The sequence below is a fragment of the Seohaeicola sp. 4SK31 genome (genome assembly GCF_028802875.1).
Taxonomy (GTDB): Bacteria; Pseudomonadota; Alphaproteobacteria; order Rhodobacterales; family Rhodobacteraceae; genus Seohaeicola.
Genome location: NZ_JARAMP010000004.1, coordinates 82,715 through 99,230, shown reverse-complemented (window position 1 = coordinate 99,230; position 16,516 = coordinate 82,715). Strand labels below are relative to the sequence as shown.

Genomic DNA, 16,516 nt, shown 5'->3' with positions numbered 1-16,516 from the left:
GACCCCTCAGAACGGCACAGGCGCGCGGAAACTCATGCCGCGCCCGGTGTCGGGATGGCTCAGGCGCAATTCCTCGGCATGAAGCATCAGGCGCGGGTGATCCACCGCCTGACCACTGGCATAGATCGTGTCGCCAAGGATCACATGCCCCAGAGCCAGCATATGCACCCGCAGCTGATGGGTGCGCCCCGTGCGCGGGAACAGCCGCACCCGAGTCGTGTCGCCTTCGTGCCGTAACACACGCCAGTCCGTTTGTGCCGGGCGACCTGTGGTGTGGCAGACCATTTGGCGGGGCCTATTTTCCCAATCCACGATCAAGGGCAGATCGACGGTGCCTTCGCGCGGTTCCAGCAAACCCTCCAGACGCGCCTGATAGGTCTTTTTCGTTCGCTTTTCCTCGAACTGCAGGGAAAGGTTGCGCTGGGCGTGGGGGGTCAGCGCAAAAACGATCACGCCCGATGTGTCACGGTCCAGCCGATGCACCAGCAGCGCCTGCGGGTGAATCACCTGCAACCGCGTGATCAGGCAATCGGCCAGCTCCGGCCCACGCCCCGGCACGGACAACAGTCCGGCAGGCTTGTCCAGAACGATGATCTCGTGATCTTCGTGCAGGATGCTCAGGGGATCGGTCGGAGGGTCATAGGCATTATCCATCCGCCCCAAGTGGCGCATCGGTGGGGCTTGTTCAAGCCCCGGATGGCGCTGCGGGCGGCGCCGATACGCCAAGAAGCACACCGTAAAGGATGAAGCACAGCGCCATGCCGCGCCTGAGCCAGACGTTGAACACGGCACCCAGAGCAGCGCGACCCAAGGCTGCGCCAAGTGCGGTATAGGTGCAGTAGCTGCCCGCCGTGATCAAAAGCGCGGTGGGAAAGATCACCCACATCTGCGTCCAAATGGGGACATCCGGCTGCACGAATTGGCTGAAAGCAGCAAGGTAGCCAGCCACGCTCTTGGGATTGACCGTGGCGATCATGAAGGCCCGCGTGTAGATCGAGCCCGCGTGCGGTGCGACCACAGGCGCTGGCTTGGCCGCATTGATCCAGCCGCGCAGGCCCAGCCAGATCAGCACCGCCGCCCCTGCCAGCTTGGCGATACCGAAGGCCTGCGGTGAGGCCGCGATCAGGGCCGTAACCCCCAGTGCGGATAGGGTCAGGAACAGTGTCGCCTGCGTCAGGATGCCCAGCACGCCCCAAAGGCTGCGGGTGAACCCGTGGGTCATGCCGTTGGTGATGCAATTTACCGCGTTCGGTCCGGGCGTGGTGACAAAGACCACCCAGAACAGGGCAAAAACGGCCCAAGCTTCAAGGCTCATGCAAGCAGCGCGGTCAGAAGGACATCACTCTGCATCCCTGAAAACATCCGCTAGAATGGATTGAATCGCCTGTGCGTCACCCTCGGTAAACGCATCCGGCTGATCGCTGTCGATGTCGAACACCCCCAGCAACTTGCCCGCGCCGCTGAACACCGGCAGCACCAATTCCGACCGGGTTGAAGAGGAACAGGCAATATGGCCCGGAAACGCCTCGACATCCGGGACAATCTGCACCTGCCCCGTGCGCGCCGCGGCACCGCAGACGCCACGCGAGAACGGGATCACAAGACAGCCATGTCCACCCTGATAGGGGCCGATCTTCAACAGCTCAGGGGCCGTGACACGGTAGAACCCGGTCCAGTCGAAACGGTCGTCGCTGTGATGCACCTCGCAGGCTACGGTGGCCATGAGGGCGACGGTGTCGCTCTCACCCTCGGTCAGGGCTTTGATCGTGGCGGCAAGGTCGGTGTAATTGACGTGCATGACGTGACTTTCTGGTGCAGGGAATGGGGGCTTCCGCCCCCACCGTCGAACTGCGTTCGACGCCCCCGAGGATATTTCGGGCAAGAAGAAACCGGGATCAGACCCGTTCGATGGCGATGGCCGTGCCCTCGCCGCCGCCGATGCAGATGGCCGCCACGCCGCGTTTCAGGCCGCGCGTTTCAAGCGCGTTCAGCAGTGTGACCATGATCCGCGCGCCAGAGGCACCGATGGGATGGCCCAGCGCGCAGGCGCCGCCATTCACGTTCAGCTTGTCGCGGGGGATGCCCATTTCCTGCATGAAGGCCATGGGGACCACTGCGAACGCCTCGTTCACCTCCCACAGATCCACGTCATCCACGCTCCAGCCCAGCCGTTTGAGCAGTTTCTGCGCAGCCGGGACGGGGGCTGTCGTGAACAGGCCCGGTGCCTGCGCGTGGCTGGCGTGCCCCATGATCCGGGCGCGGATGTTCAAACCCTGCGCACGCGCCGCATCCTCGGATGCCAGCACAAGCGCGGCAGCTCCGTCTGAAATCGAGGAAGAGTTGGCCGCCGTGACCGTGCCATCCTTGCGGAAAGCGGGCTTCAACTGAGGGATCTTTTCCGGCTTGGCCTTGGCGGGCTGCTCATCCGATTCAACCATGATCTGCCCGGTCCTTGTGGCCAAGGCCACCGGCGTGATCTCACGGGCGAAGGCTCCGGTCCTCTGCGCATCCAGTGCATTGGACAAGGAAGCCAGCGCATATGCGTCCTGCGCCTCGCGGGTAAATTGGAAAGTTTCGGCGCAGTCCTCGGCAAAGGTGCCCATCAGGCGGCCTTTGTCATAGGCGTCTTCCAGCCCGTCAAGGAACATGTGGTCGATCACTTGCCCATGCCCGATTCGTGCCCCCCCGCGCATGGCGGGCAAAAGGTAGGGGGCGTTGGACATGCTCTCCATGCCGCCGGCGATCATCGTTTCGGCATGGCCAAGCGCGATCTGGTCATAGGCGATCATCGCGGCCTTCATGCCGGATCCGCACATCTTGTTCAGTGTGGTCGCAGGAACCTCTTCACCCAGCCCCCCGGCGAATCCTGCTTGCCGCGCAGGGGCCTGACCCTGACCGGCGGGCAGGACGCAACCCATCAGAACCTCGTCCACCGTGGATGTCCCCGCATCGGCCAGAGCCGCCTTGATCGCCGCCCCACCCAGAACAGAGGCTTCGATCCCGTCGAATACACCTTGAAAGCCGCCCATCGGCGTGCGTGCGGCTCCTGCAATCACAACGGTCTTCATGCGTGGTCTCCCTTTGATGTCTGGCCTCTGCATACCGGATGGTAAGGAATCGCGTCTAGCCTTGCGAGGTCGAAATGCAAAAGGGACTCATGAAGATGCAACTCACCTCGCGGGAACTGGGGGGATGGACAGTTGTGACGGTCATGGAAGACCGCATCGACGCGGTTGCCGCCATAGCCTTCAAGGAAGCGATACGGCATGCGACCGATGGTGGCACAGGGCCAGTTATCCTTGATCTCGGCCGCGTGGATTTCATCGATTCCAGTGGCCTTGGATCCATCGTTGCCGTGATGAAGCATCTTGGACGCGAGCGGCGACTGCACCTTGCCGATTTGCAGCCGAACGTGGACCGGGTCTTTCGTTTGACGCGGATGGACAGCATCTTCCCGATCCATGCCACTGTCGCAGACGCCACGGACTCTTCACCGGATCACCCGGATGATCGCTGAGCGGATGCGCGCCCTTGATCCTTCGGACGCAAGGCCCCGCGCTACGTTGCGCCTGATGTTTCCGGCCACCGAAGATGCTGTGCGCGCGGGCCTGTTGCACTGTCGTCGCGCCATGAGGACGGCCGGCATGTGCACCGACCTGACCGGACGCGCCGAGATCGTTCTGGCAGAGGCTCTCAACAACATCACCGAACACGGTCGCCCTCATGGGCAAACGGGCTGGATCAGCCTGCGCTGCGACCTTTGCCAGGCAGGTCTGCGGGTCGTGATCACGGATCGATGCCGCCCTTTGCCCCAGGACCTGCTGGCTTTATCGGGCGATATGCGACCTATGCCCGGCAATCTTGATCTGGCCGACCTGCCGGAAGGTGGTTTCGGCTGGCACTTGATACGCCTGCTGACCCACGATCTGGCCTGCAAGCACGAGGCTTTTGGAAACCGTTTAAGCTTTCTGGTGCCGCGCAATCCTGGAAAAGACTGATACGCGAAGGCGCGCGCGGGGGGCGGGACCATGGTGCCAATCTCATGGAAATCGGCCTTTCTATCTGAAACAGCGCATCCGTGACCTTTGAAACTGATGATCAATCGGCAAGCGCCAAAGGTTTCGTAGAAATGCCGCAATCCAACCCGAATAGCGCCAGATTCGCTGCGCATAAGGAAGGTTGTAGCTGCATGGCTTCTCCCGGCGTCGCGCGTTTAATAGCCCCCACCCAGTGCGCGATGTCGGGACCTTGCCTTCCGCCTTGTTCAGACAGTTGCATTCAGGCGCAAGCCTCCTACTGTGCCACTAGAACAATAGGAGGGTTCCCCATGAGAGATTTCCAGAGTCCGGGTCGGTCCACGGTGATGGCCACCAACGGGATGTGTGCCACATCGCATCCTCTGGCGGCCAAGGTCGCCATCGAGACGCTGGAGCGTGGAGGAACGGCCATGGATGCCGCCATTGCCGGCGCTGTGCTTCTGGGAATTTGCGAGCCGCATATGTGCGGCATCGGCGGTGACTGCTTCGTCTTGATCTCGCAGCCGGGCCAGCCCGATATCGTGGCGCTGAACGGGTCGGGTCGTGCCCCCGCGGGCGCGAACGCGGCCGCGCTGCGGGACCGTGGGCAGACAACCGTGCCTCTGCGCGGGCCCGAGGCCGTGACCATTCCCGGTGCAATTGATGCATTCTGCACCCTGTCCGAAGATCATGGAAAGCTGGGAATTGACGCCCTTCTGGCCCCTGCGATCCGTTACGCTGAAGAGGGTGTTCCCGTCGGTCCGCGCGTGGCGATGGACTGGCCTGGCGCGTCCAAGGCGCTGCAGGGTCATGCACCGCAATACTATCTGCCGAATGGACAGGTGCCCGTGAAGGGGCAACTTTTTCGCCTGCCCGCGCAGGCCGAGGCGCTGCGCCGCATCGCGCGTAATGGACGCGCTGGGTTTTACGAAGGTGAGGTGGCCGAGGATCTGGTCGCCGCGTTAAAAGCTGCGGGGGGCGTGCATGAACTGTCCGATTTCGCCACGCAGCGCTGCAACTACAACGATCCGGTGAGCGGCCTCTACAAGGGGACGGAACTTGTTGAGCACGCGCCGAACGGGCAGGGCGCGACCGCCATTCTGTTGCTGAACATCCTGTCGCACTTCGATATCGCCAGCATGGACCCGCTTGGCGTGGAACGTCTGCATATCGAGGCTGAGGCGACAAGACTAGCCTATGATGCCCGCAACCGATTTATCGCGGACCCGGACCACACAACCCGGCTGGATCACATGCTGGCCCCCGAAACCGCCCGGCGCTTGGCTGGGCTAATCGACCCCAAGCGGGCCATGGCCTCGGCCCACGAGGCGAGCGAGGCGATCCACAAGGACACGGTCTATATCACAGTGGTGGACCGTGACCGCATGGCCGTGTCGCTGATCTATTCGCTGTTCCACCCTTTTGGCTCGGGTATCGCGTCCGAGAAATTCGGCATCCTGCTCCAGAACCGCGGCGCGGGCTTCACACTGGAAGAGGGCCACGCCAACGAAATGGCACCCGGCAAGCGTCCTATGCACACCATCATTCCCGGCATGTTGCGCGTGGACGGACGTGTGACCATGCCCTTCGGTGTGATGGGCGGGGCCTATCAGTGCACGGGTCATGCCCGTTTCGTGTCGAACATGGTCGATTTCGGGATGGAGGCGCAGGCTGCCATTGACGCGCCGCGCGCCTTTGCGGAAGGCAACCTGCTCAAGGTCGAAAGTGGCTATCCAGACGCCGTCCGCGCCAAGTTGGCCGAAATGGGGCATGATGTCAGCCTTGCCGATAGCCCCATCGGTGGTGCCCAGTCGATCCTGATCCGCGAGGATGGTGTTCTCGAAGGCGCCTCAGACCCGCGCAAGGATGGCTGCGCGCTGGGATATTGATCATCATATCATTGAAAGGGCGGGCCAACGGCCTGCCCTTTTCATGTCCGATCCACGTCGAGCTGGTCAGTTCAACTGGAAATGCAGCGGATAGTGACCATCCTGAAACGGTCCGAAAAGATCAGGAATATCCGGGTGATCCACTGGTTCGCCCGAATAATCGGCGATCAGGTTCTGCTCGGACACATAGGCGACATAATAGCTTTGATCGTTCTCGGCCAGAAGATGGTAAAACGGCTGTTCCTTCACGGGGCGGCTGTCTTCGGGAATGGCATCATACCATTCCTCGGTGTTGTTGAATTGCGGGTCTACGTCAAAGACAACCCCTCTGAACGGGTGCTTCTTGTGGCGGACGACCTGGCCCAGATGATATTTTGCGCGTGTCTTCAGCATAGCGATGCGGCCCCTATGCGGTCTGATTAGCCCTTTCAAGGGGTATTTGTCCAATGTTAGGGCGCAGGTCCAGGGAAACAGTGTGTGGTCGCTGTCATGACAGTGCCATAAATGCCCGGCATTGCGTCACTTTTTCACCATGTACCGGTGATGCCGTCAGGTCGGCGTCACCCTGCCGGGTTCGGCGGTGACGCAGGAATTGTGATTTCCTCTGCCGGGCCTTTCCGCTAAAGTGCAATAAAACATAATAAATCGTTTCGTGAAACGAGAGGCAGATGAGCAGATATCTTCGCGCCTTGATCCTGTTGATGGTTCTTGCATCCTGTGGCAGCCCCGAGTTTTCGGCGCCGCGTAATCTGGACAACGCCTGTGCCATCCTCAGCGAGCGCCCAAACTACGCAAGAGCCTTGCGCGCCACCGAGCGGCGCTGGGGCATTCCCGTGGCCGTGCAGATGGCCACGATCTATCAGGAAAGCAAATTCATCGGCAACGCGCGCACGCCGTTCCAGTACACGCTGGGTGTCATTCCGATGGGCCGTCAAAGCTCGGCCTATGGATACAGTCAGGCGCTGGACGCCACATGGCGCGAGTATCAGGTTGATCAGCGCAGGATGAGCGCGCGGCGCGACCGGATTGATGACGCGACCGATTTCATGGGCTGGTACATGAACCGCTCGCGCGAAAGAAACGGCATCGCGTTGACCGACGCGCGCAACCAGTATCTGGCCTATCACGAAGGTCATACCGGGTTCGCCCGTGGGTCCTATAACGCGAAAAGCTGGCTGGTGCGGATCGCGGGAACGGTACAGGACCGCGCGGTGATGTATGATGCGCAACTGCTGTCCTGTCCCAACAGGTTACGCTAGATGCGGCACCTCGCGCAGGTGCGGTAAGGATGTGTCGCTGTGACCCGACGTTTGCGTAATGCCGATCCCGCATTGCACAGGCACAGACGCGCAGCGTTGCGCGCACGGATCGCACGTCCGCTGTTGATCTTCGGGATGGGCAGCGCGGGTGGGGCGGGCAGCATGTCACATGGCGCGCTGCGCTACCTCACGGGGTGGGACGGGCACGAGTCTGTATCCCTGCTGGTGCTGGGGCAGGACAAGGACAGGCTGATCCTCGCCAGCCCTTTCATGCAACCTCTGGCCGCTGAAACCCTCCCGGAACTGGACCCTGTTTTTGCGCCGGTCGCTGCATGGCCCGATCTGGTGCGCGACCTGCTACCGATGGGACAGATTGGCGTAATCGGCTTTGAAGAGATGCCTCTGTCCGTGGCGCGGGGTTTCGGGCCGCGTATCGGCCCCGATCCCGAGGCGTCGGATGCGCTGGACTTGATGCGCCTGATCAAAGAACCGCCAGCCTTGGATCTGCACCGGGCGGGGGCCGCGATTTGCGACACTGTTTTTGCCCATCTGCCCACGGTTCTGCGTCCGGGTCATTCCGCAGGACAGGCGCAACGCGCGTTGGAGGCCCTGGCCCTGTCGCAAGGTGCGGACTACTGCCGGACATGGTTGACGGCACGGACCAAAGCGGATCGGCCACGGTATTGGCCCGAGGAAACCTCGGATCTTGTCTCAGAGGGTGATCAGGTGTTGATGGGGATCGCGCTGACGGTGGATGGGCATTGGGCTCATGGTATCCGTATGGGCGCGATTGGGCCGATGCAGCCTGCCCACACCCGGCTGATGGATCTTGTCGCCGATTGCCTGCGTGCAGGGATGGCTATGGCGCGTCCCGGTATAGCGGTGAAGGATCTGGCCGACGCCATGGAGGCAGTATTTGTTGCGGGCACCAATGAGATGGACCTTGGCAGCGCGCAACGTTTCCGCTTTGGGCACGGGTTGGGTCTGTCCTATGAAGATCCGATCCTGACGGATGCTTTCGTGCAAAGTTTTGGGACAGCAACGACGATGCAGCCCGCCGGTGGAGCGGGCGGTATTCTTGACGCCGGCATGGTTCTGGAACTGCATCCCAATCTGTTCCTCCCCGGTATCGGTGGCGCCGCGCTGGGCCAGATGGTGATCGTGACCGACACCGGGGCAGAATGTCCGATCCGGTATCCGCTCTCGCCGATGCTGCTTTGATCCGGTGTTTGATCAGCAGGACTGATCAGAACGGATAAATTTTTAAAATTCGACTTATGAACCTCCTCCGAGTTAACCATTCGGCTGATCATGGCCCCCGTCGATCTGCCATGCCCGACCGCATGTCGCGGCCCGTCCCCAAAGGAGAGATGATGACCGACTCATCCAAGTCTACTGATTCCCGCGTGACCGGCGAAAACGCCCGCCGCATCCTGCGCCGAGATCCGAACCCGCATCTTTTCCGTCCGATCAGCTTTCGCTCGGTCACGGCCCGCAACCGGATCATGCTTTCGCCCATGTGCCAGTATTCCGCGCAGGATGGGATGCCGAATGACTGGCATTTCACGCATCTTGGTGCCCGGGCAACGGGGGGTGCAGGGATCGTCTGCACCGAAGCCGTGCATGTGGCGCCGCGCGCGCGGATCACGCCCCATGATCTTGGTCTGTGGAATGACGCGCAACGCGATGCGCTCGCCCGGATCGCCGGGTTCATTACGGCCCAAGGTGCGGTGCCTGCGATCCAGTTGGGTCATGCGGGCCGCAAGGCGTCGGTCGGGCGCCCCTGGGAAGGAAGCATTCCCGTGCCCGAGTCTGAGGGCGGGTGGAGCACGGTCGGACCCTCTGCCCGCGCCTATGCGGATGGGTGGCCTACGCCTGCCGCGCTGGATCAGAACGGGATCCAGGCCGAGTTGGACGCGTTGGCCCAAGCAACCCGCCGCGCGCGAGAGGCGGGTTTCCGGATCGTCGAGCTGCATGCGGCGCATGGCTATCTGATCCATCAGTTCTATTCACCACTCAGCAACGATCGGACCGATGCCTATGGCGGCAGTTTTGACAACCGCATCCGTTTCCTGATCGAGTCGCTGGAGGCGATGCGCAGCGAATGGCCGGATGACCTGCCGCTTTTCGTGAGGCTGAGCGTCACCGATTGGGTCGAGGGGGGCTGGTCGGTCGAAGACAGCGTGCGCCTGTGCCAGATCCTCAAGACTCGCGGCGATGTGGATCTGATCGACTGCTCCTCGGGTGGCAACGATCCGCGCCAGCAAATCCCGATCCATCCCGGGTATCAGGTGCCTCTGGCGCGTCGCATCCGGGCCGACACTGGGTTGGCGACAGGTGCGGTCGGCCTGATCAATGCGCCGGATCTGGCGGAATCCATCGTCGCCAACGGAGATGCCGATCTGGTTCTTCTCGGGCGCGGGTTGCTGGCCGATCCGCACTGGCCGCTCAAGGCCGCGGCGGCGCTCAAGGCCCAGAATGTGATTTGGCCGGTGCAATACGAACGGTCGAACATCTTCTGAACGTCAAAAACCGATAAATGAAATTGATCGAAAGCGATGAAAACATAAAATTCGACTAATTTTCGTATCTCGGGCTTACTAAGTGTGCGGGCCGAACTGCTGGCGGCCCGCAGCGACTTCCGAGGATCACGCGACCATGCTGGACACACCGCCCAACGCCACCACTCATTTCGACACCGCAACAGCATTGCGGTTGGCCTGTCGCGAAGGACGCTTTGCGGCGCCGACCAGTGGCCAGGCCAAAGGCCATCAGCAAGGCAATGTTGTCATCCTCCCGCGCGATCTTGCCGCGGATTTCCTGCGCTTCTGCGTGGTCAACCCAAAGCCCGCCCCCATTCTGGGCGTGTCCGAACCCGGAGATCCGTCCTTGCCGATGCTGGGTGACGGCATCGACATCCGCACCGATGTGCCGCGCTACCGTGTGTTTCGCGATGGTCAGCCTGCCGAACAACTGACCGACATCAGCGATCTGTGGCGGGACGATTTCGTCAGCTTCGTCATTGGCTGCTCGTTCTCGTTTGAAACGGCGCTGCTTCAGGCGCGTATTCCGGTCCGCCACATCGCAGCCGGGCGCAACGTGCCGATGTATATCACGAACATCCAGACCCACGCCGCCGGACCTTTCGGCGGACCGATGGTCGTCTCGATGCGCGGCTTTTCGACAACCGACGCGATCCGCGCTATGGTGCTGTCGGCGCAGATGCCACAGGCGCACGGCGCGCCGGTGCATTTTGGCGATCCTGCCGCCATCGGTATCAAGGATATCCACGCGCCCGAGTTCGGCGATGCGCCGATCCTCGAAGACGGTGACGTGCCCGTGTTCTGGGCCTGCGGCGTGACCCCGCAATCGGCGATCCGCAAGGCCAGACCGGCCATCGCGATCATGCACGAACCCGGTCACATGCTGGTGACGGACCTTCCGACCGACGCGTGATGGCCACGCGGCCCTGTGCGTTCCAAGACCAATAACCGACCTCAACAAGGAGACCACTCATGAAACCTGTTCTTCGTACTCTGCTGGCTTCAGTGGCGCTGGTGCCGCTGGCGATAGCCGCCTCGGCGCAAGACCTGCCTGAAACAGAACTGTCTGTTGTCGGCAGCTGGAGCAACCTGCCCCTCTATCAGAACTTCGAGCGGAAATTCTGGGAAGAAACCGTGCCCGAAGCCTCGGGTGGCAAGATCACCGTCAGCATGACCACCTTCAACCAGATGGGCGTGGCCGGCGGCGACGTATTCCGCATGCTGGGCGATGGCGTCTTTGACGTGGGCATGACTGTTGGTGACTATACGGTGGCGGATGCAACCGAACTTGAAGGCCTGGACGTGCCCTTGCTCGCGACCGATGCCGAAAGCGCCCGCCAGATGGTCGAGGCCGCCAAGCCCATGGTCGCCGACATCATGCGCGACCGCTTCAATGCGCATATGCTGGCCATTGCGCCCTATCCGCCGCAGATCGTGTTCTGCAACGCAGAAGTGGCCAGCCTCGACGATCTGGCCGGCAAGAAAATCCGCGGCTCGGGCCGCATGACCACCCTGTTCCTCGAAGAGCTGGGCGCCGAAGGCATCACAATGGCTTTCTCCGAAGTGCCGGGCGCACTGGAGCGGGGCGTTATTGATTGTGCCGTAACCGGCGCGGGTTCGGGATATGCCTCGGGCTGGTTCGAATCCTCGACCCATCTGGTCAACCTGCCGCTGGGTGGCTGGGACCCCGTCATCACCGCCGTGAACCTTGATGTCTGGGAAGGTCTGGACCCTGCGGTGCAAGCCTTCCTGACCGAGCAGGTCAAGACCGGGTTCGAGGATCCCGCATGGGAAGACGCTGCCGGTGCGCTGGCGCGTGACATCGCCTGCCTCACCGGATCGGGCGAATGCACCGCCGGGGCGCCTGCGTCAATGACGCTTGTGGAACTGTCGGATGCCGACAAGGCTCGCGCGATCGAGGTGCTGGAATCCTCGATCCTGCCCGACTGGGCCGAACGGGCTGGTGGCGATTGGGCGACCCGCTGGAACGAAACCGTTGGTGCCGCACTGGGTGTCAGCATCGCGAACTGATCACGATCCGTGACAAAGTGAAAAGGAGCAGGGCAACATGACAGGTTCGGACAGACTGGCCGGCACGGCGATGCAGATCGCCGGGTCCCTCAGGACCGCTAACCGATGGATTGCCCTGCTCTGTGGCATAGTACTTCTGGGGGCCGTCGCCCTGATCATGACCGAAGTGCTGGGCCGCCAGTTTCCCGCGATGCGGGTTGGTGGTGCGGATGAACTCTCGGGCTATGTGATGGCCGCGATTGCCACATGGGGGTTTTCCTACGCCCTTGTGGAACGCGCGCATGTGCGAATTGACCTGATCCATAACCGTCTGCCCGTCATGGGACGCGCGGTGCTGGACATCATCGCACTGGCAAGCGTGCTGCTGGTGGCGGTTCTGGTCGCATGGCATGCCTATGACGTGCTGGCCAAGTCGCTGGCCCGCGGGTCACGCTCGAACACGCCGTTGGGCGTGCCTCTGTGGATGCCGCAGATTGTCTGGTTCGGCGGTTGGGCGTGGATGGTCGTGACCACAAGCCTGCTGTTGGCGTTGACCGTTGTCCTGACCGTGCTGCGTCGTTTTGAAATGGTCGAGCAGATCGCCTCGATCCCGGTCGAGACAGGAGAAGTCGAATGATCTGGTATGTCTCGATCGGTCTGGCGGTCCTTCTGGCACTATCGGTGCCCGTCGGCGCGGCGTTGTTCATCCTCGGGTTCGGGTTGGACCAGTTCTTCTCCGCGATGCCGTTGATGCGCGGTCTGGGGCAGATGGTCTATTCCTCCTCGGACAGTTTCCTGTTGATCGCCATTCCGTTGTTCGTGCTGCTGGGCGAAATCCTTGTCCGGGCCGGTATCGCCGAGCGGACCTATGCCACGCTGGATACGTGGTTTTCATGGCTGCCGGGCGGGTTGGTCCATGCCAATATCGGCACAGCCACGATGTTCTCGGCCACTTCTGGGTCATCCGTGGCCACTGCGGCCACCGTGGCGACAGTCGCCATGCCGCAGGCGCGCAAACAGGGCTATGACCAGCGGCTCTTTGCCGGGGCGATTGCGGCGGGCGGCGCGCTCGGTATCCTTCTGCCACCCTCGATCAACCTGATCGTCTATGGCTTTCTGACCCAGACATCCGTCCCGCAACTTTTCATGGCCGGGATCGTGCCGGGCCTTCTGATGGCGCTGGGTTTCATGATCATCACGGCCATCATCTGCACCATCAAACCGGAATGGGGCGGCCCCAGCCGCAGCTTCACCTGGGCCGAGCGTATGGCGGGCCTGCCGCATCTGATCCCCGTGCTGATGGTCTTCGCCATCATCATCGGGTCGATCTATACCGGATGGGCCACCCCGACCGAAGCCGCCGCCATCGGTGTGGTCATGGCACTGGGTATCGCGGCTTGGTATGGGGCCGTGACTTGGCAAAACATGCGCGCCGCGCTGCTGGGCACAATCCGCACCACATCCATGGTGATGTTCGTGATTGTGGGGGCCTATTTCCTGAACTTCGCGCTGGGGGCCACCGGCCTGAACCGCGCGCTCTCGGGCTTTCTGGAAAGCTTCGGTCTTGGTCCCTACGGGATGCTGATGATCATTGTGTTGATGTATATCGTGCTGGGTTTCTTCATCGAAACGCTCGCCCTGATGATCGCCACCATTCCCATTGTCGTGCCCATCGTGATCGGACTTGGCTTCGACAAGGTATGGTTCGGCATCCTCCTGATCGTGCTGATCGAGATGGCCCTGATCACGCCCCCCGTCGGCCTCAACCTCTATGTGGTGCAAGGCGCGCGCAAGGAAGGGCGGCTCAGCGATGTGATGGTGGGGGCCATTCCTTTCGTCTTCGTCATGCTGGTGATGGTGGGGCTGCTGATCGCTTTCCCGTCCATCGCGCTGCTGTTCGCACCAGCCTGACCCGTCGTTCAAGATCAATGCAAGAAGGAGCAGACCATTCCAATGGGCAATCGGTTAACGTTTGAACGGGCAGGCCACGGGCCAGTCGAGATCGAGATCACGCACGGTGTCATCGCTGGCTGGACCGGGCGCAATGCCGATGCGGTCAACCACCACATCGAGGAACTGGCGGCCATCGGCGTGCCCGCGCCCTCGACCGTGCCGCTGTATTACCGCGCCTCGGACCTGATGTTCACGACAGCGCCCGTGATCCAGTGCCTAGACGACACCTCCTCGGGCGAGGCGGAACCCACGCTGATCGACGACGGCACGCGGCTTTATCTGGGGCTTGGCTCCGATCACACCGATCGCAAGCTTGAGGCCTATTCCGTGGCCCATTCCAAGCAGATCTGCCCCAAACCCATCGCCCCCGTTTTGTGGGATTTCGACGAGGTGGCGGGGCATCTGGATGATATCCGCATCCGCTCCTTCATCCGCGAAGGTGGCGATTGGGTGCCTTATCAGGATGGCACAATCGGGTCGATCCGCCCGCTGGCCGAACTGGTGGCCGGCTCTCCGATGACAAAGGGTGGCACCCGTCTTCAACCCGGCACTGCCATGATGTGCGGCACCTTCGCCGTGCTCTCGGGCGGGGTGCGCGCAGCAGAAGAATTCCGCATGGAAATGATCGACGACCGTCTGGGCCGCCGCATCGAACATGTCTACACTATGGTCAGCCTTCCCGTCATCGCCTGAAACCAAGGACCCACATGACCCAATCCCCCCTGACCTCGCCCTGCGGCCGCATCACTTTTCGCGCCGAGGATCGTGCCCGCCATGTGATCGACCGCGCCATGGACATGCCGCATGCGATGATGTCGCGCATTTATACGCAATTCGATGCAAAACGCATCATGCAGGCGGCGCAGGCGCTGGATACGGATGCCACGCGCCGCACCGGTCCGCTGGCCGGTCTGATGGTCTCGATCAAGGACCTGTTCGACGAGGCGGGTCAGGTCACGGCTGCGGGCTCTGCCATCCTGCGCCGCGCGCAGGAAGCCAAGGCAGACGCGCCTGTGGTCGCCCGGCTCAAGGCGGCGGGAGCGGTGCCCTGTGGGCGCACGGCCATGTCCGAATTCGCCTATTCCGGCGTGGGGCTGAACCCGCATACCGGCAACCCCGGAAATGCCCGCGATCCGTCGCGTATCTCGGGCGGGTCCAGTTCGGGCGCGGCGGTTTCGGTGGCATTTGGCTTGGCTGATGTCGCCTTGGGCACCGATACCGGAGGTTCGGTCCGTATCCCTGCCGCTCTCAACGGTCTGGCGGGCTTCAAACCCTCGCAATCCACCGTGCCGCTGGACGGCGCGTTCCCCCTGTCCCCAACCTTCGACAGCATCGGCCCGCTGGCCCCGCGCATCGCCACCTGCGCCGCCGTCCACGCCGTGCTCTCCGGCACAGAAGTTCCCGCCGCACCGCAGGATCGCCCCCTCAGGCTCGCCATCCTCCAAGGTCCGCTGATGCAGGGCATGGACGCTCAGGTCACCGCGGATTTCGACGCGGCACTGGTGGCGCTGCGGACCGCCGGGCACGAGATTGTTGAGAAGGAATTGCCCGAACTGGACGGATTCGGAGACGTCAACCGGATCGTCGTCGCGACCGAGGCGCATGCCATCCACGCCCATCACCTTGACGGCCTGCATGTCGAAGGCGACCCCCGCGTGCTGCGCCGCATCCTTGCCGCCAAGGATTTTCGCCCCTCCGATTACACCGACAAACTGGCTCATCGCGCCCGTGCTGTCGCCGCGTTCCATACACTAGCGGATGGTATTGATGCTTTCATCCTGCCGACCATCCCGACCGTGGCCCCTCTGATTGCCGAGGTCGAGGCCGATTTCGACCGGCTCAATGCGCTGATGCTGCGCAATCCATCGGCAATCAATTTCCTTGACGGTTGCGCGGCGACAGTGCCGATGCAGCGCGCACAACGCTTGGCGACCGGGTTGATGCTCTTCGCTCCCGGTGGTCAAGACTGGAACATCCTTCACATGGCGCAGCGGATCGAGGCACTGCTGGACTCGTGACCGATCCCTTGATCTTGGGTGAATTCGCCATCCGCATGGCGGGCACGGCTTTTGTCGTCATCGCGATTTCATGGATTGCCGTCCGTCTGGGACCGGCCATCGGCGGTGTCGTGGTGGGGCTGCCCATCGTTCTGGCGCCGGGGCTGGGCTTCATGCTGCTGGATCAGCCCCCCGCTTTTGTGGCTGACGCGGCGGCGGGTGCCTTGTTTTCCCTGTCAGCGACGCAAGCGTTTCTTCTGGCCTTCGTGATCCTGTCGGGCAGGACCGGGCCGTTCTTCTCGGTCGCGGGTGGCGCGCTGGCATGGCTGGTGTTGGCACTGCCCTTGGGTGTCGTGCCGCATCCCCCGCTGATTGGCGCAGCGCTCTTTGCGGCGGTGACGCTGGCGGCACGCAGGATCGGGCGACGCTGGGTCGCGGGACAGAATGCCAAGGCGGCCGGAACGAAATGGGGGCTTTTGATCCTGCGCGGTCTGCTGGCGGGCCTGTTGGTGGGCGGCGTCACACTGGGGTCGTCGGTGCTGGGCGCAGGATTCGCAGGTGCGATCATGGCTTTCCCCATCGGTTTCACCGTCATCGCGATTTCGCTGCATCTGGATCATGGCGGCGCTTTCGCCGGTCAGACCGCCTTTGCCGGCCTGACGGGGCTGAGCAGTCTTGCCACCTTCTGCCTGTGCCTTGCGCTTCTGCTGCGGCACCTGCCTGCGGGGCCTGCCTTCCTGCTGGCGCTTTCCGCATCGGTCCTCGCTACGCTTGTGATGACACTGCTGGCCGGGCGTGCGCGGACAGGGCAGACTTGACATGGCCCGCCGAGCGATGCTGGCTGCATGC

Annotated in this window: 18 protein-coding genes; 13 read left to right on the top strand and 5 right to left on the bottom strand. The window is 62.4% G+C overall.

Annotated features, from left to right (window positions below; all coding sequences use genetic code 11):
* Positions 1-6 precede the first annotated feature (6 nt).
* The 4 genes from PVW27_RS04820 to PVW27_RS04805 all read right to left on the bottom strand — a co-directional run bounded on the left by PVW27_RS04820 (position 7) and on the right by PVW27_RS04805 (position 3,068).
* The gene (locus tag PVW27_RS04820; RefSeq protein ID WP_274555806.1) at positions 7-654 is read right to left on the bottom strand and encodes an RluA family pseudouridine synthase; all 648 of its coding nucleotides are present in this window, start codon (positions 652-654) and stop codon (positions 7-9) included.
* Positions 655-685: 31 nt separating this feature from the next.
* Positions 686-1,315, bottom strand: coding sequence for a LysE family translocator (locus PVW27_RS04815; protein WP_274555609.1), 630 nt, complete (start codon positions 1,313-1,315; stop codon positions 686-688).
* A gap of 24 nt (positions 1,316-1,339) precedes the next feature.
* Positions 1,340-1,798, bottom strand: coding sequence for a GAF domain-containing protein (locus PVW27_RS04810; RefSeq protein WP_274555607.1), 459 nt, complete (start codon positions 1,796-1,798; stop codon positions 1,340-1,342).
* Between the two features lie 97 nt (positions 1,799-1,895).
* Entirely contained in the window at positions 1,896-3,068 is a 1,173-nt protein-coding gene (locus tag PVW27_RS04805) for a thiolase family protein (RefSeq protein ID WP_274555605.1), read from the bottom strand.
* A gap of 95 nt (positions 3,069-3,163) precedes the next feature.
* On the opposite strand from PVW27_RS04805, the gene PVW27_RS04800 reads away from it, so the two are divergent.
* The 3 genes from PVW27_RS04800 (at position 3,164) to PVW27_RS04790 (ending at position 5,905) form a co-directional block, all read left to right on the top strand.
* Positions 3,164-3,517, top strand: coding sequence for an STAS domain-containing protein (locus tag PVW27_RS04800; RefSeq protein WP_274555805.1), 354 nt, complete (start codon positions 3,164-3,166; stop codon positions 3,515-3,517).
* On the top strand, positions 3,507-3,998 hold the full coding sequence (locus PVW27_RS04795; RefSeq protein ID WP_274555602.1) for an ATP-binding protein: 492 nt from the start codon (positions 3,507-3,509) through the stop codon (positions 3,996-3,998). Before PVW27_RS04800 ends, PVW27_RS04795 begins: the two co-directional genes overlap by 11 nt.
* A gap of 329 nt (positions 3,999-4,327) precedes the next feature.
* On the top strand, positions 4,328-5,905 hold the full coding sequence (locus tag PVW27_RS04790) for a gamma-glutamyltransferase family protein (protein ID WP_274555600.1): 1,578 nt from the start codon (positions 4,328-4,330) through the stop codon (positions 5,903-5,905).
* Positions 5,906-5,971: 66 nt separating this feature from the next.
* Here PVW27_RS04790 and hspQ read toward each other — a convergent pair whose 3' ends face one another.
* Positions 5,972-6,298 carry a heat shock protein HspQ gene (gene hspQ, locus PVW27_RS04785; RefSeq protein WP_230800984.1) on the bottom strand — a complete coding sequence of 109 codons (327 nt, stop codon included), beginning with the start codon at positions 6,296-6,298 and terminating at the stop codon, positions 5,972-5,974.
* Between the two features lie 275 nt (positions 6,299-6,573).
* Here hspQ and PVW27_RS04780 point away from each other — a divergent pair, with 275 nt between their 5' ends.
* From PVW27_RS04780 to PVW27_RS04735, 10 genes are all read left to right on the top strand, one after another.
* On the top strand, positions 6,574-7,164 hold the full coding sequence (locus PVW27_RS04780) for a transglycosylase SLT domain-containing protein (RefSeq protein WP_274555594.1): 591 nt from the start codon (positions 6,574-6,576) through the stop codon (positions 7,162-7,164).
* Between the two features lie 39 nt (positions 7,165-7,203).
* Positions 7,204-8,385, top strand: coding sequence for a M24 family metallopeptidase (locus tag PVW27_RS04775; protein ID WP_274555592.1), 1,182 nt, complete (start codon positions 7,204-7,206; stop codon positions 8,383-8,385).
* 152 nt (positions 8,386-8,537) lie between these two features.
* Positions 8,538-9,686, top strand: a complete 1,149-nt coding sequence (locus PVW27_RS04770; protein ID WP_274555590.1) for an NADH:flavin oxidoreductase/NADH oxidase — start codon at positions 8,538-8,540, stop codon at positions 9,684-9,686.
* A 136-nt stretch (positions 9,687-9,822) separates the two neighbouring features.
* Positions 9,823-10,620 carry a putative hydro-lyase gene (locus PVW27_RS04765; RefSeq protein ID WP_274555588.1) on the top strand — a complete coding sequence of 266 codons (798 nt, stop codon included), beginning with the start codon at positions 9,823-9,825 and terminating at the stop codon, positions 10,618-10,620.
* Between the two features lie 59 nt (positions 10,621-10,679).
* Entirely contained in the window at positions 10,680-11,738 is a 1,059-nt protein-coding gene (locus PVW27_RS04760) for a TRAP transporter substrate-binding protein (RefSeq protein ID WP_274555586.1), read from the top strand.
* 37 nt (positions 11,739-11,775) lie between these two features.
* The gene (locus PVW27_RS04755; RefSeq protein ID WP_274555585.1) at positions 11,776-12,354 is read left to right on the top strand and encodes a TRAP transporter small permease subunit; all 579 of its coding nucleotides are present in this window, start codon (positions 11,776-11,778) and stop codon (positions 12,352-12,354) included.
* The gene (locus PVW27_RS04750; protein WP_274555584.1) at positions 12,351-13,628 is read left to right on the top strand and encodes a TRAP transporter large permease; all 1,278 of its coding nucleotides are present in this window, start codon (positions 12,351-12,353) and stop codon (positions 13,626-13,628) included. Before PVW27_RS04755 ends, PVW27_RS04750 begins: the two co-directional genes overlap by 4 nt.
* 42 nt (positions 13,629-13,670) lie before the next feature.
* Positions 13,671-14,363 (top strand): DUF2848 domain-containing protein, encoded by a 693-nt coding sequence (locus PVW27_RS04745; RefSeq protein ID WP_274555583.1) that lies wholly within the window; start codon positions 13,671-13,673, stop codon positions 14,361-14,363.
* Between the two features lie 14 nt (positions 14,364-14,377).
* A complete protein-coding gene (locus tag PVW27_RS04740) occupies positions 14,378-15,688 on the top strand; it encodes an amidase family protein (RefSeq protein ID WP_274555582.1) in 1,311 nt (436 codons plus the stop codon).
* Entirely contained in the window at positions 15,685-16,485 is an 801-nt protein-coding gene (locus PVW27_RS04735; protein WP_274555581.1) for a hypothetical protein, read from the top strand. The genes PVW27_RS04740 and PVW27_RS04735 overlap by 4 nt, the downstream gene beginning before the upstream one ends.
* Positions 16,486-16,516: the final 31 nt, after the last annotated feature.

Excerpts from the sequence above, each read along its gene's own strand:
- PVW27_RS04820 (WP_274555806.1), bottom strand. The coding sequence starts at position 654 with ATGGATAATGCCTATGACCCTCCGACCGATCCCCTGAGCATCCTGCAC.
- PVW27_RS04815 (WP_274555609.1), bottom strand. The coding sequence starts at position 1,315 with ATGAGCCTTGAAGCTTGGGCCGTTTTTGCCCTGTTCTGGGTGGTCTTT.
- PVW27_RS04810 (WP_274555607.1), bottom strand. The coding sequence starts at position 1,798 with ATGCACGTCAATTACACCGACCTTGCCGCCACGATCAAAGCCCTGACC.
- PVW27_RS04805 (WP_274555605.1), bottom strand. The coding sequence starts at position 3,068 with ATGAAGACCGTTGTGATTGCAGGAGCCGCACGCACGCCGATGGGCGGC.
- PVW27_RS04800 (WP_274555805.1), top strand. The coding sequence starts at position 3,164 with ATGCAACTCACCTCGCGGGAACTGGGGGGATGGACAGTTGTGACGGTC.
- PVW27_RS04795 (WP_274555602.1), top strand. The coding sequence starts at position 3,507 with ATGATCGCTGAGCGGATGCGCGCCCTTGATCCTTCGGACGCAAGGCCC.
- PVW27_RS04790 (WP_274555600.1), top strand. The coding sequence starts at position 4,328 with ATGAGAGATTTCCAGAGTCCGGGTCGGTCCACGGTGATGGCCACCAAC.
- hspQ (WP_230800984.1), bottom strand. The coding sequence starts at position 6,298 with ATGCTGAAGACACGCGCAAAATATCATCTGGGCCAGGTCGTCCGCCAC.
- PVW27_RS04780 (WP_274555594.1), top strand. The coding sequence starts at position 6,574 with ATGAGCAGATATCTTCGCGCCTTGATCCTGTTGATGGTTCTTGCATCC.
- PVW27_RS04770 (WP_274555590.1), top strand. The coding sequence starts at position 8,538 with ATGACCGACTCATCCAAGTCTACTGATTCCCGCGTGACCGGCGAAAAC.
- PVW27_RS04765 (WP_274555588.1), top strand. The coding sequence starts at position 9,823 with ATGCTGGACACACCGCCCAACGCCACCACTCATTTCGACACCGCAACA.
- PVW27_RS04760 (WP_274555586.1), top strand. The coding sequence starts at position 10,680 with ATGAAACCTGTTCTTCGTACTCTGCTGGCTTCAGTGGCGCTGGTGCCG.
- PVW27_RS04755 (WP_274555585.1), top strand. The coding sequence starts at position 11,776 with ATGACAGGTTCGGACAGACTGGCCGGCACGGCGATGCAGATCGCCGGG.
- PVW27_RS04750 (WP_274555584.1), top strand. The coding sequence starts at position 12,351 with ATGATCTGGTATGTCTCGATCGGTCTGGCGGTCCTTCTGGCACTATCG.
- PVW27_RS04745 (WP_274555583.1), top strand. The coding sequence starts at position 13,671 with ATGGGCAATCGGTTAACGTTTGAACGGGCAGGCCACGGGCCAGTCGAG.
- PVW27_RS04740 (WP_274555582.1), top strand. The coding sequence starts at position 14,378 with ATGACCCAATCCCCCCTGACCTCGCCCTGCGGCCGCATCACTTTTCGC.